General features: G+C 68.9%; 16 protein-coding genes. 6 read left to right on the plus strand and 10 right to left on the minus strand.

From position 1 onward, the window contains the following. Position 1: 1 nt before the first annotated feature. The 6 genes from BDW27_RS02040 to BDW27_RS02065 form a co-directional block, all read right to left on the minus strand. Entirely contained in the window at positions 2–1156 is a 1155-nt protein-coding gene (locus BDW27_RS02040) for a polysaccharide lyase family 1 protein (protein WP_110047983.1), read from the minus strand. 261 nt (positions 1157–1417) lie between these two features. Beyond that, positions 1418–3136 (minus strand): ABC transporter family substrate-binding protein, encoded by a 1719-nt coding sequence (locus tag BDW27_RS02045; RefSeq protein ID WP_026129096.1) that lies wholly within the window; start codon positions 3134–3136, stop codon positions 1418–1420. A gap of 73 nt (positions 3137–3209) precedes the next feature. Next, positions 3210–5381 (minus strand): ABC transporter ATP-binding protein, encoded by a 2172-nt coding sequence (locus BDW27_RS02050; protein WP_110047984.1) that lies wholly within the window; start codon positions 5379–5381, stop codon positions 3210–3212. Between the two features lie 17 nt (positions 5382–5398). Beyond that, positions 5399–6304, minus strand: coding sequence for an ABC transporter permease (locus BDW27_RS02055; RefSeq protein ID WP_017543733.1), 906 nt, complete (start codon positions 6302–6304; stop codon positions 5399–5401). A gap of 79 nt (positions 6305–6383) precedes the next feature. Next, positions 6384–7364 (minus strand): ABC transporter permease, encoded by a 981-nt coding sequence (locus BDW27_RS02060; RefSeq protein WP_017543732.1) that lies wholly within the window; start codon positions 7362–7364, stop codon positions 6384–6386. A 608-nt stretch (positions 7365–7972) separates the two neighbouring features. Continuing rightward, positions 7973–9586, minus strand: coding sequence for a glycosyltransferase (locus tag BDW27_RS02065; protein WP_110047985.1), 1614 nt, complete (start codon positions 9584–9586; stop codon positions 7973–7975). A gap of 634 nt (positions 9587–10220) precedes the next feature. On the opposite strand from BDW27_RS02065, the gene BDW27_RS02070 reads away from it, so the two are divergent. Continuing rightward, positions 10221–10688: an ATP-binding protein gene (locus tag BDW27_RS02070; RefSeq protein ID WP_199560516.1), complete on the plus strand. Its 468-nt coding sequence runs from the start codon at positions 10221–10223 to the stop codon at positions 10686–10688. Between the two features lie 77 nt (positions 10689–10765). Here the strand turns inward: BDW27_RS02070 and BDW27_RS02075 are convergent, their stop codons facing one another. From BDW27_RS02075 to BDW27_RS02085, 3 genes are all read right to left on the minus strand, one after another. Continuing rightward, the gene (locus BDW27_RS02075) at positions 10766–10945 is read right to left on the minus strand and encodes a hypothetical protein (protein WP_110047987.1); all 180 of its coding nucleotides are present in this window, start codon (positions 10943–10945) and stop codon (positions 10766–10768) included. A gap of 227 nt (positions 10946–11172) precedes the next feature. Further along, a complete protein-coding gene (locus tag BDW27_RS02080) occupies positions 11173–14409 on the minus strand; it encodes an efflux RND transporter permease subunit (RefSeq protein WP_199560524.1) in 3237 nt (1078 codons plus the stop codon). 569 nt (positions 14410–14978) lie between these two features. Beyond that, positions 14979–15329, minus strand: a complete 351-nt coding sequence (locus tag BDW27_RS02085; RefSeq protein ID WP_017543727.1) for a metalloregulator ArsR/SmtB family transcription factor — start codon at positions 15327–15329, stop codon at positions 14979–14981. Between the two features lie 166 nt (positions 15330–15495). Between BDW27_RS02085 and BDW27_RS02090 the strand changes: the two genes are divergently transcribed. The 5 genes from BDW27_RS02090 to BDW27_RS02110 all read left to right on the plus strand — a co-directional run bounded on the left by BDW27_RS02090 (position 15496) and on the right by BDW27_RS02110 (position 20347). Continuing rightward, positions 15496–16407 carry a cation diffusion facilitator family transporter gene (locus tag BDW27_RS02090; RefSeq protein WP_110047989.1) on the plus strand — a complete coding sequence of 304 codons (912 nt, stop codon included), beginning with the start codon at positions 15496–15498 and terminating at the stop codon, positions 16405–16407. Between the two features lie 283 nt (positions 16408–16690). Further along, a complete protein-coding gene (locus BDW27_RS02095) occupies positions 16691–17980 on the plus strand; it encodes a TrkH family potassium uptake protein (RefSeq protein ID WP_233515606.1) in 1290 nt (429 codons plus the stop codon). 40 nt (positions 17981–18020) lie between these two features. Beyond that, on the plus strand, positions 18021–18692 hold the full coding sequence (locus BDW27_RS02100; RefSeq protein WP_026129091.1) for a TrkA family potassium uptake protein: 672 nt from the start codon (positions 18021–18023) through the stop codon (positions 18690–18692). An 80-nt stretch (positions 18693–18772) separates the two neighbouring features. Then, positions 18773–19795: a metal ABC transporter substrate-binding protein gene (locus tag BDW27_RS02105; protein ID WP_110047991.1), complete on the plus strand. Its 1023-nt coding sequence runs from the start codon at positions 18773–18775 to the stop codon at positions 19793–19795. A gap of 318 nt (positions 19796–20113) precedes the next feature. Continuing rightward, positions 20114–20347 carry a DUF397 domain-containing protein gene (locus tag BDW27_RS02110; protein WP_110047992.1) on the plus strand — a complete coding sequence of 78 codons (234 nt, stop codon included), beginning with the start codon at positions 20114–20116 and terminating at the stop codon, positions 20345–20347. Between the two features lie 183 nt (positions 20348–20530). Here BDW27_RS02110 and BDW27_RS02115 read toward each other — a convergent pair whose 3' ends face one another. After that, positions 20531–21367: a helix-turn-helix transcriptional regulator gene (locus tag BDW27_RS02115; protein WP_110047993.1), complete on the minus strand. Its 837-nt coding sequence runs from the start codon at positions 21365–21367 to the stop codon at positions 20531–20533. Positions 21368–21476: the final 109 nt, after the last annotated feature.

The following is a 21476-nucleotide window of genomic DNA, read 5'->3' on the forward strand; positions in this document are numbered from 1 at the left end:
GTCAGTCGGTTCCGGCCCGGCTCATCACCAGCTCGGGAACGTTGACGGTGTCGTCGAGTTCGTAGGCGTAGGGCGGGTCGGGCACGGTACCGCGCGGCTCGGGCTGGTCGGAGTCGACCAGCAGGTTGTCGCGGGTGACCACGTTGCCCGGTTCGTCGGGCTCGGCGGACACGGAGACCGGGGTGTTCTCGAAGTAGTTGCCCTCGACCAGCACCTGCGAGCCGTGCGAGGACTGGACGCCGTACTCCGGGTTGGCGCGGAAGTAGTTGTTGAACACGTGGACGTGCTCGGCGTTGCGGGCACGGGGGTGACGTTCGGAGGTGCCGTCGAAGAAGTTGTGGTGCACGGTGACCCGCAGCGCGCCGGGCTCGTCGTCGTCGCCTCCCACGGTGACCGCGGACTCGGCCTCGGTGAAGTGGTTCCACGAGAGGGTGACGTGGTCGGCGCCGTCGGTCACGGAGATCAGGGAGTCGTCCTCGCCACCGGAGAAGGTGGAACCGTCCACCCACACGTGGTGGGCTCCTCCCCTGAGGGTGATGGCGGGGCCCGTGGAGACCATGCCCAGGTTGGCGAGGATGACGTTGTCGGCGCCGTCCACGGTCAGACCGCCGCCGGTGAGCTCGGCGCCCTCCCCCACACCGAGGAGGGTCTTGTCGGAGGCGATCCGGACGGTGCCGTCGAGGTCGATCTCGCCCTCCACCTCCACCACGAGGGGCTCCTCGGCCTCCAGGTACTCGGCGAGCTGGTCGGCGTCGGTCGCGGTCACGGTCTCGCCGGCCGCTCCTCCGGTCACTCCGGGGTGTTCGACCGGGGCGTCCTCCGCGGAGCCCTCCGCGTCCTCGGAGTCGGGGTCCTCCTCGTCGGCCGAGGCCTCCGCGTCGTCTCCGGGGTCCCCGTCCGCCTCGTCCTCGTCCACCGGGCCGGCCAGCACCATGGGCTGGTCCGCCCAGCCGACGGGGGTGCCGAAGGGCCACTCCTCCTCGGGCGTCTCCGGGGGCGGGCTGGACTCGTCCGCCTCTCCGGTGTCGGGGTCCACGGCGGCACCGACGGGGGGTTCGAGGGTGTCGTCCGTGTCCTCCTCCTGCCGGGAGCAGGAGGTGAGGGCCACACACAACAGAGCCGCCAGGCAGGCGGCGGCGAGAGGGTGGAGTCGCATCTGGAACTTTCCAAAGAGCGGGGCGGGGGGAGGGGAGGTGTCGGGCTTCGACGATTCTCTCAGGCGGGAGGAGACACCGAACACACCGCCCGCGCGGTCCCGCCCCGTGCGAGCACGACGAAGGGCGTCGGCCCCCGTCCGACGGGGGCCGACGCCCTCACTGTCACGCCTCGCGATCACTCACCGTGGCCGCGAGGGGCTCCCCGGTGCCCGGTGCGACACCGGGGACGCCCCGTGGAGGCACGTCACCCTGGGGTGGCGCTAGTCCTCCTTGGCCCAGCCGATGTCCTCGTACACGTAGTCGGCCGCCAGGCCGTACTCGCCCCAGTTGTGCAGATCCTCGTTGACCACGTAGAGGCCGGGACGCTCGAACAGCGGGATGGTGACGACCTCGTCCCACAGCAGCGCGTCGATCTCGTTGGCGATCTCGGCGTAGCGCTCGGGGTCGGTCTCGATCGCGAGCTCGTCGAAGAGCTCCTCGATCTCCGGGGTGGAGTGCTTGCTGTTGTTGGCGCCCCAGTCCTCGCCGTCCTCGTCCAGCGGCATGCCGTAGTTGCCCTTGGTGGTGGAGGAGAACGGGGAGGTTCCCACGAGGACGTAGGTGACCATCTCGTAGTTGCCGGGGGTGACGTACTCGGAGAAGAGCGCGTTCGCGGGCACCTGCTGGACGTCGACCTCGATACCGACCTCGGCGAGCATCTGCTGCGCCATCTCGCCCTCGTCGACGGCCAGGTCCATGCCCTCGGAGGCCACGTAGGCCAGGGTGAGGGTCTCGCCGTCCTCGTTGGTCCGGATCTCCTCACCCTCTTCCAGGGTCCAGCCGGCCTCGTCGAGCAGCTCGGCGGCGCGGTCGAGGTCGCGGTCGCCCAGGTCGCCGCTGTTGTCCTGGTAGCCGTTCTGGCTGGAACGGAGGAGGCGGTTGACCTCGCCCGTGATGGGCCAGTCGACGGCGCCGAGCGCGACCTCGGCCATGGTGTCGCGGTCCAGGGTCATGGCGATGGCCTGACGGACGCGCTTGTCCTCGAGACGCGGGCTGGAGCCGTTCAGCGCGGTGAAGCGGTGGCCGTGGTTGACGGCGCGGGTGAAGTAGGCGCCGTCGCCCTCCATGTCCTTGACGCGCTCATAGCCGGCGGCATCGTAGCCGAGGTAGAAGCCGTCGACTTCACCGTTGGCGAAGGCACCGGCCTGGGCGCTGGTGTCGAGGCCCGCGAAGATGATGCGGTCGAGCTTGGCCTCGTCACCCCACCAGTCCTCGTTCTTGTGGACGGTGATGCGGGAGGCGACGTCGTCGAACTCCACGTCACCGAAGGGACCGGCGGTGACGGGGATGTCCTTGTTGTAGCCGTCGGCGAAGAGCTCCTCGTCCTCCATGTACTCCTTGGGGTACAGGGGGGAGAACAGGGTCGGCCACTCGCCGTAGGGCTCCTTCATCTTCAGGGTGAAGGAGTGCTCGTCGTCGCCCTGGACGATCTCGTCGATCCACTCGTAGCCGGTGGTCGAGAGGATCTCGAAGTCCCCGTCACGATCGCCCTTGCGGGTGATGACGGTGGCCTCGTAGTCCTCCCAGGTGATCGGCTCGCCGTCGGACCAGACGGCGTCCGGGTTCAGCGTGTAGTCGACCTCCAGGCCGTCGTCGCTCACGCCGTACTCGAGGACGTAGTCCTCGTTGGGGGCGAACCCGCCCTCGGCGTCGTAGCGGCTCGCCGACGGCATGACGGCGGCGATGACACGACGGACGTCGCCCTTGTTGCCCTGCACGTGGTTCATGTTGTGCTGCTCTTCGTACTCACTCAGAGCCCAGACGAAGTCACCCCCGTCCTGGAGGTCGTCGCGGTCCGCCGGGTTGAGGTCCTCAGCGGCGAGGGAGGCCTGCTCCTCGCGGGCGTCGTCCTCGCTCTGACCATCATCACTCGCGCAGGCGCTGGCGAGCAGCACCAGTGCGGCCACGGGCGCGAGATAACGCGCCTTCCCGATACGCATGGGGATCTTCCTCCTAGGGGTGGTCTGACCGGCGCGCGGGGCGGCGTCGGCCTTGCCTTTGGTGAACCGTGGGTCAGGCAAGACCCGCCTGCCGCTCCGAGAAGTGGCAGGCTGAGGCCTGGTCTCCTCCGTTGGTCGGCAGGATCGCCGGTTCGGCGCTCATGCACGTCTCCTGGTCGGACTCCGAGAGAGTGATGAACTTCTGGCACCTCGTCCGGAAGCTGCAACCCGTGGGCGGGTTGGCGGGGCTGGGCAGATCGCCTTCCAGAACGATGTGCGTGCGTGCCCGCTCGCGTTCCGGGTCGGGGACGGGGATGGCGGACAGCAGGGCCTGGGTGTACGGGTGGCTCGGGTGCCTGTAGACCGACCCGGTGTCGCCCAGCTCCACGATCTTCCCGAGGTACATGACCGCCACCCGGTCGGCGATGTGCCGGACCACGGACAGGTCGTGCGCCACGAACAGGTAGGCGAGCCCGAGCTTGGCCTGGAGTTCCTCCAGCAGGTTGATCACACCCGCCTGGATGGACACGTCCAGGGCGGAGACCGGCTCGTCGAGCACCAGGAGCTTGGGTTCCAGGGCCAGGGCTCGCGCGATGCCGATGCGCTGGCGCTGACCGCCGGAGAACTCCGCCGGGAACCGGGTGGCGTGTTCGGTGTTGAGTCCGACGAGCTGGAGCAGCTCGTAGACGCGCGCGGTGACCTCCCGGGACGGGACCCTGTGGGTGCGCAGCGGCTCGGCGATGATGTCGAACACCGGCATGCGCGGATCCAGGGAGCTCATCGGGTCCTGGAACACGATCTGCATGTCACGGCGCAGTGCGAACCGCTCCGTGCGGGACAGCTTGGAGACGTCCCTGCCCATGACCTCGACGCTGCCCCGCTGGGGCTTCTCCAGGCCCAGGATCTCCATGAGGGTGGAGGACTTCCCGCAGCCGGACTCCCCCACCAGCGCCAGGGTCTCCCCCTCCCGGATGTCGAAGTCGAGGCCGTCCACCGCGAACACGGTGCCGACGCGGCGCTTGAAGACCGCGCCCTTCATGAGGGGGTGGTGCTTGATCAGGTCCCGGACCCGCAGGACCTCGGGCAGGTCCTCGCGCCGCTCGGACGAGACCTCGAACTCGGGGATCTCGGGAACGGGGTAGATGTCCTTGGCGGTCCAGTCGTTGGCGTCGATCTCGCCGGAGCGGATGCACGCGGCCCGCTGGACCCCGGTGTCCTCGACGCGGACGTGGTCGTCGTCGAAGTCGTGCCTGGACCCGATCATGAGCAGGTCCGGTTCGGCGGCCTCGCACTCGTCCTGCGCGATGGGGCACCTGGGGGCGAAGGGGCATCCGGGCGGCAGGTCCGTGAGCGAGGGCGGAGTGCCCTTGATCGGGACCAGCGCCCCCTGGTCCTCCAGGTCCATGCGGGGCACGGCACCGAGCAGGCCCATGGTGTAGGGCATGCGGCTGTTGTAGTAGATCTCGTCGACGGTGCCGATCTCCACCGGCCGCCCCGCGTACATGACCAGGAGGCGGTCGACGAACCCGGCGACGACGCCGAGGTCGTGCGTGATCATGACGATCGCCGCGCCGGTCTCCTGCTGTGCCGTGCGCAGGAGGTTGAGGATCTGCGCCTGGATGGTGACGTCGAGGGCCGTGGTGGGCTCGTCGCAGATGATCACGTCGGGGTCGTTGGCCATGGCCATGGCGATCATGACGCGCTGGCGCATACCGCCGGAGAACTCGTGCGGGAAGGAGCGGTAGCGGTCCTCGGCGTTGGGGATGCCGACCAGGTCGAGGAGTTCCACGGCTCGGCGGCGCGCCTTGTCCTTGCCTCCCCTGGGGTTGTGGACCATGACGGCCTCGGCCAGCTGGTCGCCCACCGTGTACACGGGGGTCAGGCCGGACAGCGGGTCCTGGAAGACCATCGAGATGACCTTGCCGCGGATGCGGGCCATCTCCTTGTCGGACTTGCCCAGGAGCTCCTCACCGTGCAGGCGCACGGACCCGGTGATCTCGGCGTGTTCGGGGAGCAGCCCCATGGCGGCCATCGAGGAGACGGACTTGCCGGAGCCGGACTCGCCGACGATGCCCAGTACCTCGCCGCGGCTGACCGCGTAGCTGACGCCTCGCACGGCCTTGACGTCGGGATTGTTGTTGAAGCCACGGAAGGTGACCGTGAGGTCGGTGACCTCCAGGACGGGGGTCGACCCCGTGTTGGCGGTGTTCTCGGACTCCGTGTCCGCGATGGTCTCGGTGCTCATTGGTGGGCCTTCCCCTACTAGGACCGACGCGACTTGGCGGTGGGGTCGAGGGCGTCGCGCAGCCCGTCCCCGATCATGTTGACGGCCAGGACCAGCAGCACCAGCAGAGCCGTGGGGAAGACGAAGACCCAGGGCGCGGTGGTGGCGAAGGACGCTCCGTCAGCGATGACCACACCGAGGCTGACGTCGGGCGACTGCACACCCAGACCGAAGTAGCTCAGCGCGGTCTCGCCGATGATCGCGGTGCTGACCATGATCGTCGCGTCGGCGATGAGCAGCGACGACATGTTCGGCAGGATGTGCCGCAGGATGATCTTGTAGGGGGGTACGCCCATGAAGCGGGCGGCGTGGATGTACTCGCGTTCACGCAGGGAGATGGTCAGTCCCCGGACCATCTTGGAGGTGACCATCCAGCTGAAGGCCGCCAGCAGGATGACCAGGATGAGCCAGCCGCCCTGGCCGACGAAGTGTCGGGACAGGATCGCGAGAATGACGAAGCTGGGCAGGACCAGGGCCAGGTCGGCGGTCCAGGTGAGGGCGCGGTCGGTCAGTCCGCCGAAGTAGCCCGCGAAGGCGCCGATGAGGGCGGCCATCACCGTGGAGATCGCGGCCACGAGGAGACCGATGAGCAGAGACTTCTGCAGACCGGCGGTGGTCTGGGTGAAGATGTCCAGCCCGGTCCGGTTGGTGCCGAACCAGTGGTCGGGTGAGATGCCCTTGAGCAGGGCCCCGTAGTCGCGCTCCCCGACGTTCCACGGGCTGATCACGGGCCCGATCAGGGACAGGACGATCAGCAGCACGAGGATCACGATGCCGACGATGACGCGCCGGGTGGAGATGAGCTGCCGGGCGATGTCCTTGAGCCGGCTGGGCGCGGGCGGCGAGGTGGGGACGTCCTGGGGCGTCTCGGTGGTGGTGGTCATGGCGTGGTCTCCAACATGGCTGCTGCGGTGGCGTCCGGGAAGGGCTCGCTGGTGCTGGTGGCGTGGCGGTTCGGCATCGTCACACCCGGACCCTCGGGTCGAGCCAGGCGTAGAGGATGTCCGAGAGGAACGACGCCGCCATGATGGTGACGGCCATGAACCAGGAGACCGCCGCGACCACGTGCACGTCCTGTCGCGCGATGGAGTCGATGAGCCAGGCGCCCATGCCGTGCCATCCGTAGATCTTCTCGGTGAAGGTCGACCCGGAGACCAGGGCGCCGAAGGTGAAGGTGAAGTACGTGATGGTGGGGATCAGGGCCGTCCGCAGGGCGTGCTTGAACAGCGCCTTCCTCCGGGTGAGCCCCTTGGCCATCGCCGTGCGCACGAAGTCCGAGCCCAGCACGTCCAGCATCATGTTGCGCTGGTAGCGGGCGAAGGCCGCGAACAGGGCGAGCGCGAGCACGAGGGTCGGCAGGATCGCGTGGTGCACGCGGTTGAGGAGGGTCTCCCAGAGGTTGCCCTGGAAACCCGCCGAGTACTCGCCCACGTACTTCAGGAAGGTGAATCCGAGCCCGTCGTTGATCGCCACCGCGAGGACCTGGATGACGATCGCGATCACGACCGTGGGAATCGAGAGCACGAAGAAGGAGGCGCCGGTGGCGGCCTTGTCGAAGAACCGGTACTGGCGTACCGCGGCGTAGGCACCGATCGCGATGCCCAGGGCGCTGCCGAGGAGGGTGGCGACGGTGATCAGCCGCAGGGTGACACCGGCCTTCAGCCACATCTGGGCGGTGACGTCGCCGCCCTGGATGTTCTTTCCGAAGTCACCGGTGAGGACCCCGCTGATCCAGGTCACGTAGCGCTGGGCGAGCGGCGTCTGGTCGTTGAGGTTCAGCGAGTCCAGCTGGGTGTTGACCACCTCGGGCGGCGGCGGTGGCTGCATCTGCTCGAAGTAGACGCGCGGTTGAAGATTGGTGGCCGCGAGCACGTACGCGAAACTCGTCGCGATGAAAATCAGCACGACGTAGTTCAGCAGCCGTCTGGCCAGGAACTTGCCCAAAACTATCTCCGAACCTCACAGCCGAGCCCGGCGCTTGACCTGTCTTGATCTGTTGTGAGTCACCAGCACGGGGAGTGACACGGGCCGGGCAGGGTTCGTGGGCTCCGATCGGTTAGTCCGGGTAAGCGCCCAAGCTCTGCCGACACCGCGGGGATCACCCCCAGTGACCGCCGAAACACACTGGATTCCAGTTCACGGTCAGTGACCGGAATGTCAAGATTCTGGGGGATCACTAGACACTTGCTGGTAACCACCACATCAAGAAAGGACAACGGTGGCAATTTGGGCAGCAAGTTCGCATGCAATTGTCAAGTTTGACACGCAACGCAGCACTCCAACTCCATTGCGTCACAGGGTGGCATTGACCTGGACAAAGGGGAGACGCAAACACGGATCACGTAAACGACGTTTACAGAAAACCGCCCCCGAAGACGTTTCGTCACCCGATCGGTCGACGTTCGCAACATGCCGGAAACGATCCCCCTCCGCGCGTCGACCAAGACCGAACCAGCACGCGGGCATATTACCCTCAGTCACGAAAATGGCGATCTCCGGCGATCTCCGCTCCTCCCCGCGGCCCCCGAATTCGTCACCGTAGGTGACACGCGTTAACATCGACTAAGCACCACCCCTGACGCGGTCTTACGAACAGCACCCTCGACACCCTCTGCCACCTGCACGGATTCGAGTGACGTGGCCAACACCGGAGGACGGACACGCGGTACCAGCGGGGCCGGAGAACCGGACCGCACCGCACCCCACCAGGTGCCCAGCGAGCGCGCCGCGTCACCGGCGACGGACAGACCCGTCCACGCCAGTGGCCCCACCGGGGCCACACCGTGGCGGCGCCGCCAGGACACCAGGTGAGGAACGGTCAGCACCGCGGCGGCGATCAGCGCCCGCTTCCCCGGCCGCGCTCCCCTGCCGGAACCGGGCGGACGCCGGATCCCCGGGGGCGTGTCCGCACGGCTCGGGCGTTCACGGGCCCAGACCACCGCGCCGCTGACGGCCACCGCCGCGACGAGCGGCCAGTGGGCCGTCCGCGCGAACCGTGCTCCGGTGCGCACCGTGTGCGCCAGGTCCACGGCCACCGGCCGCACCGTGTCCCTGGCCGGGACCCCGGCCTCCCGTACCAGTTCGCGTGCGGTCGCGGCTCCCCCGAGCGCGCACACCGCCAGGCCGGCCAGCGGACGGCCGGACAGGGCCAGGCCCAGGCCGACCACTCCGGACAGCGGCAGCTCGGGACCGGCCACACCCCGCCCGTGCCTGCGCGTCAGCGGCCCGGCCGCGGCCCCGGCCTCGAACCGGGAGAGCAGATGGGAGCGCAGGTCCGTGAGCGGCGCCGTGCGCACCCGCGACCGGGGCTCGTACCGGACCGTCCATCCCCGCTCGGCCAGTCGCCACAGCAGGTCCACGTCGGCCGTCGTACCGAGGGAGGGGTCCGGTTCGGCCAGGCCCCGCCGCACCAACAGGGCGGGCACCGGCTCCGGCGACGCGGCCGGGCCGTGGGTGGGCGCGGGTCGGCCGAGGCCGTGTCCCCAGGGCAGGATCGGCGCGGGGTCGGGTCCCCTGTCGGCGTGGAGTGCGCTGAGGGAGGCGACGAACATCCCCCGGGGGCCGCTCCGCACCCGTTCGGCGAGGACCCTGGGCACCACCGCCGCTACACCCGGGTCGGCGAAGTGACCGAGGGCGGTGACCAGCCAGCCGGGCGCGGGCCGGGTCCCGGCGTCCACCAGGGCGACCACCGGGGCGTCGCAGACCCTGAGCGCGACCGCCCGGGCCTCGGCGCCGTCCAGGGGTCCGGGCACCACGTGCAGGCCCCGGGCGCGGGCCACCTGGGCGCCCAGAGAGGTGGCGCCGACCACCACCGGCCTCAGGTCCGGGTGCTCCTGCCGGAGCCCGTCCAGGGTGGCCTCCAGTTCGAGGTGGCGTTCGGCCCCGACCACGGCGACCTGCACACCGGGAACAGGGGCCGCCGACGCGGGCCGGGGGTGGGCCAACCCGGCGTCCACCAGCGCACGTGCGATCCGGCGTTCACCGTGGTGGGCGGGCATGGCTCCGCTGAGCCAGCGGATGACCGCGCTGACACCTTCGGGCGGCAGGCGCAGGGCTCCGGGCGGTGAACCGCCGACGAGGACGTGGCCCTCGTCCGTGAGTCGGACGGCGCGGTCGATCTCGACGCCGAGGCCGACAGGCAGGGGGTCGGGGGTGGGCGAAGCCATGCCTCCTACCCTCTCGGGTGATCCGAGCCACGCGCAAGACCGAGGCAAGCGGCAAATTTCGGGAGGTCTTCACCAAATCGTTATTCGACCTTGAACCGCCGCAGCGGCGCGTATCCCCGCCGATATCCGACCCCCATCAGGCCCACCCACTCGACCGGAACCCTCTTTGGGCAGTTCAGAGGGGGTTACCCTGTCCGGACCAGGTCGGCTGGGTCGTCAAGGAGGCACGGAGCGTATGCTGAGCGCGATTAGGCCCTTCAGTGTCGTAGGGCACACCCCACACCACACATGACCACCCTCCACGGCCAGCCCTTCGGCCTCGCCACCGTCCCGTGTGAAGCCCCGCGGCTTCTCCCCCATCGCATGCCGCCGCCCTCGTGCCGCGTCCCCAGCGGCACCGAGCCGTGTCCCTCCCTGCTCCCGGGGGCTTCGCCCCGTGTCTGCATCCCGCGCCGTGACCCGTTCCGGGCATGGACGCGTCCAGGGCCAGGCGCCAGTCCGGCCCTGCCCGCGAACACACATCCTCGGGGAGTGAACCCACTTGTGTGAGACCGCAGCCCCTCGACCAGTGCCCGCGCACCCGCTCCCGACGGCGTCGGCCCCTCTCCACCGTCCCCAACGCCCGGCCAGTCCCATGAAAGAGTCCAGCAGTACCCCGTCCCGATCCCCCGCAGAGGGCCGTCCCGTGCGTCGGCGCTTCCCCGGTCTGGCCAGCCAGATCGCCTACGCGCGCAGGTTCGTCGCGCGGCAGCTGGCGGTCTCACCGGAGGTCACCACGGCGACGCTGTTGACCAGCGAGCTGGCCACCAACGCCATCACCCACAGCGACTCGGGCCGCGCCACCGGGAAGTTCGAGGTGTGCGTGCGGCACGCGCCCGGGTGGGCCCGGGTGGAGGTCCGTGACCTGGGCAGCACGACGGAGGCGCCCACGCCCCAGCACCGCGATCCCTACGACACGGCCGAACACGGCCGGGGTCTGGATCTGGTGGAGGCGCTCGCCAGTAAGTGGGGGACCGAACCACGCCACGACGGCCGGGGCCGTCAGGTGTGGTTCGAGCTGGTGTGGGACGGCGACGACCAGGAGTCCGATCGGTCCGGCTGAGGAGCCGGTGCGGTTCCGGAGCTGGGCGTTCCCGGTCGTGAGGTCCGTGCGTCGCCGTGCCGGGGGCGTGTGCTGTCCTAGTCGTCAGCCGTGGTCGGTACGGTCCCCTTGGGGTCCTCGGTGGTCACACCGGTGTCCGTGGCGGGCAGCCGGTAGCGCTCGTACAGTTCGCGCGCGTAGTCCTTGGCCTCCTGGGAGGGCTCGTCTCCGAGCTCGTCGCGAACGAGGTCATCCAGGCTCTTCTTCGAATCATCCATGGGGGGAAGCCTGCCTGGACTGGGCGGATAGCACAAATCGACATACCGGTGACACAGAGGAAGGGCCCTGGATCCCTTGATCCACAGGGCTTTGCGGTCCTCCGGCAGTCTCGGGGCCCCCGCGTTCCCCACGCTCACGGGCCCGGTCCGGTGCCGCCGAACGCGAGGAGGGTGCCCCGCACGAGCCTCGTGCGGGGCACCCTCCTGTTGGTGCCGTACCGGTGGAGCTAGCTCCCGCTGGTTCCTCCGGTGGCGGTGTCCTGGTCCCGCGGGACGTCACCGGCCTCACCGTCGGCCGTGGTGCCGTCGCTCGCCTCCCCGGCCTCCGCCCGGGCACGCCGCTTGGCGCGGCGCCGCTCCTGACGCTCGGCCGACCTGGCCTCGCGCCGCTGGCGGCGCACCTCCACCAGCTGGTAGAGGACCGGGACCAGGATCAGGGTGAGCAGGGTCGAGGTGACCAGACCACCGATCACCACGAGGGCGACCGGGGCGGAGACGAAGGCTCCGCCGCCCGCCAGACCCGTGGCCATCGGGACGAGCGCGGCGATGGTGCCGACCGCGGTCATCAGGATGGGGCGCAGGCGGTGTCGCGAGCCCTCGACGATGGCCTCGCTGAGGCCCATCCCCTTCTTCCGGTTCTGGTTGATCAGGTCCATCAGCACGATGGCGTTGGTGATCACGATGCCGATGAGCATCAGCATGCCGATCAGGGCGGCGGCGCCGATCGGCGTGCCGGTCAGCATCAGCAGGCCCAGAGAACCGGTGGCGGCGAACGGGACCGAGACGAGCAGCATGAGCGGCTGCATCAGGCTCTTGAACGTCGCGACCATGATCAGGTAGCAGATGATGACCGCGGCGAGCAGTGCCAGACCCAGCTGCGCGAAGCCCTCGGTCTGGTCCTGGCTGACACCGCCGAGGCTGGCGGTGGCACCCGAGGGCAGGTCGATCCCGTCCAGCGCCTGGGTGATCTCGACGCTGACCGCCCCGAGGTCGGAGGCCGTGGGGTTGGCCGACACCGTGGTGCTGGTGACACCGTCGATGCGGGTCAGCTCCGGCGGCTGCTCGACCTCGGTGACCTCGGCGACGTCGCCGAGTTCGATCTCCTCGCCGGTGGGCGTGGTGATCGGCAGCTCCTCGAGCTCGGCCACGGTGCCCGGCGCGTCCTGGACCAGGACGACGACGTCGCGGCGGATGTGCTCGATGGTGGCGTCACCGACGTCGCGGCCGTTGAAGGCGGCGGAGACGGTCTGGCCGACCACGCTCTCGTTGAGGCCGTACTCGGCGGCCTCCTCACCGTCGACGTGCACCTCCAGCGCGGGCTGCGACTGGGAGATGCCGCTGGTGACGTCGTCCGCGCCGTCGATGCCGCGGAGTTCGTCCTCGATCATCCCGGCCGCCTCGACCAGGGTGTCCTGGTCTTCGGCGGTCACACGGACCTCGATGCCCGAGCCGCCCATGCCGCCCGTGGAGTCCATGCGCGGCGGGTACTCGGTGTCGAGGTCGTCGAAGGTGTCCCGCAGGACGTCGCGGTTGCGGAGCTGGTCGGTGTCGGGGTCGGCGGTGATCGTGTAGTCGATCTGGTCGCCGCCCCCGCCCATCATCGGGTTGCCGCCGATGTTGACCTGGTAGGTCTCGATCCAGGCCATTCCGGCCAGGGCTTCCTCGACCTTGACGGCCTCGGCGTCGGCGGCCTCCAGGGACATGCCCGGTTCGAGCTCCTGGATGACCGTGTAGGTGTTCTCCTCGGCCTCGCCCAGCCAGTCCGTCTCGGAGTTGGCGGCCATCACGGCGGTACCGCCGAAGATCGCCACCGAGGCGGCGAGCGTGACCACCGTGGCCACCTTCCGCTTGGTGGTGATCCACCGGATGACGGGCAGGTAGGCGCGCTGGAGCGGGGTGCGCATCTCGCGCTGGTAGGCCGCGTGCTCGATCTCCTCGCGGCTGGAGTCCCCGACCTCGGCGGGCCGCAGGAACCAGTAGCACAGGACCGGGGTGATGGTCAGGGCGACGAGCAGGGAACCGGCCAGGGCCAGGCTGCTGGTCACCGCGAACGGCATGAAGATCTCACCGACCATGCCGCCGACGAAGGCCAGCGGGAGGAACACGGCGATGGTGGCGAAGGACGAGGAGGCCACGGCGGTGGCGACCTCACGGACACCGTCCTTGACGGCGGTCATCCGCTCCTTGCCGTAGTCCATGTGTCTGCGGATGTTCTCCAACACCACGATGGAGTCGTCCACCACCCGGCCGATCGCGATGGTGATCGCGGCCAGGGTGAGCATGTTCAGGGTGAACCCGAACACCTGCATGCCGACGAAGGCCGCCAGGACCGACACCGGGATGGACACCGCCACCACCAGGGTGGAGCGGATGGACAGCATGAAGACCAGGATCACGATGACCGAGGCGGCCAGGCCGTAGGCCCCGGCCTCGAACATGTCCGTGATCGAGTCGTTGATGAACGGAGCCTGGTCGAAGACGACGGCCAGGTCGATGTCGTCGCCGAGCAGGTCGGACTGCTGGTCGAGGACGTCCTGGACGCCGTCGGAGATCTCGACGGTGTTGCCGTCCGGCGTCGCCATGACCATGAGCGCGACGCTGGGGTTGCCGTCCAGGCGGGCGATGGAGGAGGCGTCCTCGGTCACCATCTCGACGTCGGCGACCTCGGAGATCTGCACGGGAGAGGGCGCCGGGGCCGGCGGGGCGCCCGGCATGGCCGCGGACGGGTCCGCGCCCTGGGAGGGCTGCACCCACACGTCCTCGATGTCGTCGAGGCTGGTGAGCTGGTCACCGGTGGTGACGCTCAGGCTGCGGCCGTCCTCGTCGATGCTGCCGCCCGCCATGAGCAGGCCGCTGGACTCCAGGGCGTCGGCCAGGTCCTGGGTGCTGATCCCGGCGTCGGAGAGCTCGTCCTCGTCCGGGGTGACCTCGACGCGCTGGTCGGGGACGCCGGACAGGTTGGCCGAGCGCACGCCCGGGACCGACTCCAGTTCCGGGATGAGCACGTTCTCGATGGACGCGGCCATCGACTGCTCGTCGCCGTTCTCGGAGCTGGCGGCGAGCATCATCACCGGCATCATGTCCATGCTCAGGGCCATGACGGAGGTGGAGGCGTCGTCGGGGAGCAGACCGGAGATCTGGTCGACGGCGACCTGGGTCTCGCGGACCAGGGCGTCCTGATCGCGGTCGTAGTCGAACTCCGCCATGATCTGCGCGGACCCGGTGGTGGAGGTCGAGGTGATGGTGTCGACCCCCTCCACGCCCTGGAGGGCCTGTTCGAGGGGCTCGGTGACCTGTCCCTCGACCACCTGCGGTGTGGCGCCCTGGTACTGGGCGGAGACCATCACCATCGGCAGGGACATCTCGGGGAAGAGCTCACGCTTGGACGACATCGCCGCGAGGACGCCGAAGAGCAGAACGGCCAAGGTGATGAGGAGGACCAGCGCCCGGTTGCCGAGCGACATGACCGAAAGCCGGTTCACGCGTTCGTCCCTTCCGCCGGGTGGGCGGAGCCCCGAGTCGGGGGTTGTTCCGCGCGGAGGGCCGTTGGGGCCTGTCTGGACATGAGAGGTGCTCGCTCCTAGCTCGCCGTGTGTGGGACGGCCGGACCCGGGTGTGCGGCGTTCGTTGTCGAGCGCGCGCTCACCGGTGCGGTCTCGGTGCCGATCCGCGAGGACGTGGGTGTGGGGGATGCGGGGTGTTCGTCCGCCTGGTACGGGGCCCGCGAGGGGCTGCGCATCCGCCGGGCGCACCACTCACCATACGTCGCGTTATATCGGAAGTTGAGCGGAACAAGGGAGTTCAGGGATCTCTCAGGGACATGTCAGCCTTCTGTCAGGGTCCCGTCCGACCAAAGTTAGGGACGCCTGCGAAAAGTCGGGGGTCACCCATCCCGAAGTGTGTGTTCGTGCACTCAGAACGCACGGGTTCCCGTAACGGACATCACATGGTCATTTCCGGCCCCCCGAAACTCGCCGGAGTGCGCCGCGCCCGCCCGGCGAACCGGGGACGAGCGACGGCGCGGCGCGGTGACTCAGACGACCGGCGCCTGTTCCCCTGGTTCCCCCTGGGAGTCCAGGGTCACGTGGGGCTGCGTGGTGCCCCAGACGACACCGAGGAGGTCCTCCAGCGCGTGGGCCAGGGACGCGTCGACGAGTTCGTAGCTGACCTGGCGTCCGCGCGCCTGTGTCCGGACGAGTCCGCAGTCGCGCAGGCAGGCGAGGTGGTTGGAGACGTTCTGCCGGGTGAGGCCGAGCCGGTCGGCGAGTCCGGCCGGATAGTCAGCCCCCTCCAGCAGGGCCAGGAGGAGGCGGCACCGCGTGGGGTCGGACAGGGCGCGGCCGAGACGCTGGATCGCGGAGAGGCGCTGCTCGGAGGTCAACATGAAAATCATTGTACACCGTTTGCTGTATAGACAGTCATCGCTGTATAAACAGTGAAGGCTGAACTGTTGGCCGGGACACCCGGGCCCACCCATCACGCGGGCCCACCGCAGCAGACCACCGCGACGCGTGGCGACGCCACCGCTCGCCGAACCGAGGAGGGAACCCATGGGCGCGGGACACGACCACGGCCCGATCACCGCCGGGGCCGCCAACAGCAGGAGGTTGGCACTGGTCCTGGGATTGATGCTCGTCGTCGCCGTCGTTCAGGTCACCGGCGCCGTGTTCAGCGGCAGCCTCGCCCTGCTCGCGGACGCCGGACACACCGTCACCGACTCCTTCGGGATCGCCCTGGCACTGGCCGCCGTGTGGATCGCCGCGCGCCCCGCGACCAGCAAGCGCACCTTCGGTTTCCAACGGGCCGAGATCCTCGCCGCCGCCGTCAACGCGATCGTGCTGTTCGCCCTGTGCGGGTTCATCGTGATGGAGGCGGTCAAGCGACTCAGCGAACCCGCCGAGGTGTCCGGGCTCGGCATGGTGGTCGTTGCCGCCTTCGGCCTGGTCATGAACATCGTGGCGCTGCTCGTCCTGCGCTCGGGCGCCAAGGAGAGCCTCAATGTCAAGGGCGCCTACCTGGAGGTCATGAGCGACGCTCTGGCCTCGGTCGGCGTGATCGTGGGCGGCCTGATCGTGTGGCTCACCGGCTGGCAGCAGGCGGACACCCTGGTCTCCCTGGGCATCGCCGCGATCATCGTGCCCCGCGCGTGGGCGCTGCTGAAGGAGGCCGTGCACATCCTGCTGGAGGCCACGCCCAAGGGCATGGACCTGAGCGAGGTCCGTGCGCACCTCATGGGTCACCCGGCCGTCATCGACGTGCACGACCTGCACGCCTGGACCATCACCTCGGGTGTCCCCGTGATGTCCGCGCACGTGGTGGTCTCCGAGGACGACCTGAGGGACTCCGGAAGGATGCTCGACGAACTGCACGAGTGTCTGACCGGGCACTTCGACGTCGAACACTCCACCCTCCAACTGGAGCCGCCGGGCCACGCCGACCACGAGGGCGCCCGGCACCCCTGAGGGGCTCCCGCTCCTCGCGGTGGGGCGGCGTGCCCGGACCGCGTGGCTTTGGCAGAATTGTTCGGGTCCCCGAGCGAGGAGAGCCCGTGTCACGCAGCCCCGACCACCAGCCACGTCAACGGTGAACCGACCGCCCGCACGCCGTCGCCCCAGGGCGCTGCGATGGTTCGCACGCGGCGTGTTCTCGCTGCGGGGAGCAGTACGGAACCGGAACCCGGCCACCGAACGGCACGTCAGCCGGGAGCCCCGCGCCTGGCTCAAGCCCGCGCGGGTCTTCCTGCTGATGTTCGTGACCGTGGATCTGGTCGGTGCCCTGCTCCTCAGCACCCCGTGGGCGACGACGGACGGCCGCGGGCTCCCCTTCGAGCAGGCCTTCTTCACTGCGACCTCGGCGCTCGCGGTCTGCGGTCTCAGCGTCGTCTCGATCGGTGACGACCTGAGCGGGTTCGGCCAGGGCGTGGTGCTGGCGCTGATGCAGGCGGGCGGCATGGGCATCATGACCCTGGCCTCGCTGCTGGGAACCGCCGTGATCCACCGGTTCGGGCTCCGGATGCAGCTCAACGTGCAGGCCGAGATGCGCACCCTGTGGGTCGGGGACGTGCGCGGCCTGGTGAGCCGGGTCCTGACGATCTTCCTGGTCTGCCAGGCGATCACCTTCCTCCTGATCACCCCCCGCATGTGGCTGGGCTACGACCTCACCCTCGGCCAAGCGGTCTACTCCGGCGTCTTCCACGCCGTCTCGTCGTTCAACAACGCCGGGATGTCCCTGTACCCCGACAGCTTCGTCCGGTTCTCCGGAGACGCGCTCGTCCTCTTCCCCATCGCGCTCTCCTCGATCCTCGGCGGCATCGGCTTCCCCGTGCTGCTGGAGCTGCGCCGCCAGCTGCGCACGCCGCACCGCTGGACCCTGCACACCAAGCTCACCGTCGCCACCACCAGCCTGCTCTTCGTGGTGGGAGCGCTGCTGGTCACCACGATGGAGTGGAACAACCCCAACACCCTCGGGCAGCTGCACTGGTGGGCCAGGGTCACCGACGGCGTCTTCGCCGGGGTGATGCCGCGCAGCGGCGGACTGAACTCCGTGCCCACCGGCGAGATGCAGGACTCCACCCTGCTGCTGACCATCATGCTGATGTTCGTCGGCAACGGCAGCGCCGGGACGGCGGGCGGGATCAAGGTCGCCACCCTCGCGGTCATCTTCCTGGTGGTGCTGGCCGAGGTCCGCGCGCACGACCGCGTGCACGTCTTCGGTCGTCAGCTTCCCTACGACGTGATCCGCCAGGCCCTGAGCCTGGTCTTCCTGTCCGCGACGGTGGTCGCCGCCAGCACGTTGGTCATGCTGTACGCCACCCGGTACTCCCTCATGGAGGTGCTCTTCGAGGTGGTGTCCGCGTTCGGCGTGGTGGGGCTCTCCACCGGTATCACCCCCGATCTCGCGCCCTGGAACCAGTACCTGATGGCGGTGCTGATGGTGGCCGGACGGATCGGGCCGGTCACCTTCGTGACGGCCCTGGCCTTCCGCGACCGGCACCGCCGCTACGAACTCGCCGAGGCCCGACCGATCATCGGTTGAGCACGGGACCCAATCGGTACTTCCCCGGAGGAGAGAGAACATGCCACACCGAGACAGACCAGACGACAAGCGCGTGCTGGTCATCGGCCTCGGCCGGTTCGGGAGTTCGCTCGCGCTGGAACTGGTCAACCGCGGCTGGGAGGTGCTCGGCCTGGATTCCAACCCCCGCCTGGTGCAGACCTACGCCGACGCGCTCACCCACACGGTGGTCGCCGACGTCACCGACGAGGAGGCGCTGCGACAGATCGGCGCGGCCCAGTACGCGCGGGCGGTGGTGGCGATCGGCAGCCACCTGGAGGAGAGCATCCTGGCCACGTCCCTGCTGGTGGACATGGGTGTGCCCTCGATCTGGGCGAAGGCGACCAACCGCAGGCACGGGCGCATCCTGGAGCAGGTCGGCGCGGACCACGTGGTACTGCCCGAGCACGACATGGGCGAGCGGGTGGCGCACCTGCTGTCCGGGCGGATGCTGGACTACGTGGTCCTGGACTCGGGCTTCGCGCTGGGCAAGACCCGGGCGCCGAAGTCGCTGCTGGGCAGGACGCTGCGGGAGACACGGGTACGCCAGCAGTTCGGGATCACCGTGGTGTCGGTGAAGCGGGTGGGGGCGTCCTTCACCTACGCGACCCAGGAGACCGTCCTCCACAAGGGTGACGTGATCGTCGTGGCCGGGCGCACCGACGACGTGGAGCGGTTCGCGGAGAGCACCTGAACGGGGTTGTGGCAGGCCAGGGAGCTTCCCGACAAGGCCGACAAATTGACAACCGTTTTCATTGTCCCGATGATGGGTCCATGAGAACTCCCATCGCGCGCGCCGCCGCCCTCGGCGCCACCACACTCCTGATCGTCACCGGGTGCGGAACCGGCGGAGGCGGGACCGACGAGGACGGCGTCTCCCCCGCCGACGCGGACCTGACCGTGGTCACCGGCGTGTATCCGCTGGAGTGGCTGGCGCAGGAGATCGGTGGCGACGGCGTCGCCGTCGTCCAGCTCACGGAGCCGGGCACCGAACCGCACGACCTCGAGCTGACCGGCCGACAGATCGCCGAGGTCAGTGAGGCCGACATCGCCTTCTACGTCCAGGGACTCCAGCCCGCGGTGGACGAGGCGGTCAACCAGGAGGCCGAGGGGGCCGCTCTCGACGTGGCCGACATCGTCGAGCTCCGCCCGGCCGCTGGCGCGGACGACCACGCGGAGGACGACCACGCGGAGGACGATCACGACCACGACCACGACCATGAGCACGAGGAGGAGGACGGGGGGCACACCGAGGACGACGGTCACGACCACGGCGACCTCGACCCGCACTTCTGGCTGGACGTGGACCTCATGAAGGAGTCCGCCGAGGCCCTGGCCCAGCGGATGGGCGAGATCGACCCCGAGGGAGCCGACCGCTACCAGGAGGGGGCCGAGCGCGTCGTCGGCGAACTCTCCACCATCGGCGATGCCTACGAGGACGGCCTGGCCACCTGCGAGCACCGCGAGGTGGTGGTCGGCCACACCGCCTTCACCTACCTGACCGAACAGTACGACCTGGAGCAGATCGGGGTCAGTGGGGTGGACCCCGAGACCGAGCCCTCCCCCGCCCAGATCGCCGCGATCACGGACGTCGTCAGGGAGCGCGACATCACGACGATCTTCACCGAACCGCTGATGCCCGCCGCCACCGCCGACACCATCGCCGCCGAGACCGGCGCGCGGGTGGAGGTGCTCGACCCGCTGGAGGGCGTCACCGACCGGTCGCCCGGCGACGACTACCCGTCGATCATGCTCGGCAACCTGGACGCGTTGACCGCCGCACTCTCCTGCGAGTGAGTCGAGGGGGCGCGCACACCCCCCAACGAGGCCCCGTCGGATGACCGGCGGGGCCTTTTGCTACCACAGGACATTCGACGCGGGGCGCCCTTTCCAATAACGGTTCCGCGATCGTCACAAAGGGCCTGACCTGCATCGGAATGGGCTTGATCGGATACCGAAAGGCATCCCGATTACATGGCGCTTACATCCTCACAAAGCTCCGGACAAGTGGCGATGGTCACGCTATGCTCGGAAGAGTGTCAGTGCTGATGCACGTGCATCTGTTAGTGCATCGGTACGCACATCCCCTCAGAGAGACCAAGGAGCTAGACGAACATGACCGCACACAACGGCATCCGCGCGACCGAGCTGACCGAGGCCTCCTGGCAGAAGGCCAAGCGCAGCAACTCACAGGGCGCCTGCGTCGAGATGGCCCGCCTCAGCGACGGTTCGATCGCCATGCGCAACTCGCGCTTCCCGACCGGACCGGCCCTGGTCTACACCCAGGAGGAGATCGACTGCCTCATCCTGGGCGCCAAGGACGGCGACTTCGACAATCTGCTCGGCTAGGGCGTGTTCCCCGCCTCCTGACCGGCGCACCCCGGGGCGGTGCGTCAGCAACGGCCTGGTATGCCTCACCCTTGCTCTCTCCCAGGCCGCAGGGGCTCCACGAACACCGAAGGGCTCCGTCCGAAACGGACGGAGCCCTTCACGCGTGTGTGGACCGGCCGGGTGGGGGCCTCGGTACCGGTGTCAGTTGCCTTCGAGGTCCTTCAACATGTCCTTGAGGAAGGAGAGGGTCTCGTCGGGGGTGGCTGCGGAGACGCTGAGCCGCGTCATGGCCTTGGTGTAGGCCTCCACCGTGGCGGGCTTGTCGATGACCTCGCCGTCGGTGAGCTGTTCGAGGTAGACGATGTCGGAGAGTTCGAACTCGGAGTAGCGCAGCAGCGTGAAGGAACCGGCCTCCGCCGCGTGCGCGCCCACCTCGAAGGGGATGATCTGGAGGGTGACGTTCTCGTGGTTCTCGCAGAGGTGGATCAGGTGACGGAGCTGGCCGCCCATGATCGCCGGGCCGCGCTCCCTGCCCCCGATGGGGCGGCGCACGGCCGCCTCGTCGAGGATGATCCACATCTTCTTTCCGGCTTCCAGGTGCTTCTGTCTGGTGAGTCTGGCCTGGATGCGCTGCTCGGTCACCATGTCCGTGTCGACGCCGCCGGAGATGATCTCGCGGGCGTACTCCTCGGTCTGGAGCAGGCCGGGCACGAACTGGGACTCGTAGATCCGGATCTGGTCGGCGGCCTCCTCGAAGCCCACGTAGCGGATGAACCACTTGTGGAGGGCGTCGCCGTACTCCTTCCACCAACCGGGCTTGTTGGATTCGGCGGCCAGTTCCCGGAATTGCTTGAGCAGCTTGCGGTCCGTGACGCCGTACAACTTCAGGAGGTCCTCGATATCACGGGTCTTGAATCCGACCCGGCCGAGTTCCATGCGGCTGATCTTGGAGGCGGAGGCACGAATCTTCTCACCAGCCGCCTCACGCGTGAGGCCGCTGCGCTCCCGATGCTTCCTCAGCTGGTGCCCGAGGAGCATGCGACGCACGGTGGGTCCACTCCCCTGACGCAATTGAGCGATATCCACCTTCGCCGCCTCTCTGTCATTCTCCGAACAAGGGTATCGGGTCGACCGAACCCCTTTGCCG

The sequence above is a fragment of the Nocardiopsis sp. L17-MgMaSL7 genome, from assembly GCF_003182025.1.
Taxonomy (GTDB): domain Bacteria; phylum Actinomycetota; class Actinomycetes; order Streptosporangiales; family Streptosporangiaceae; genus Nocardiopsis; species Nocardiopsis prasina.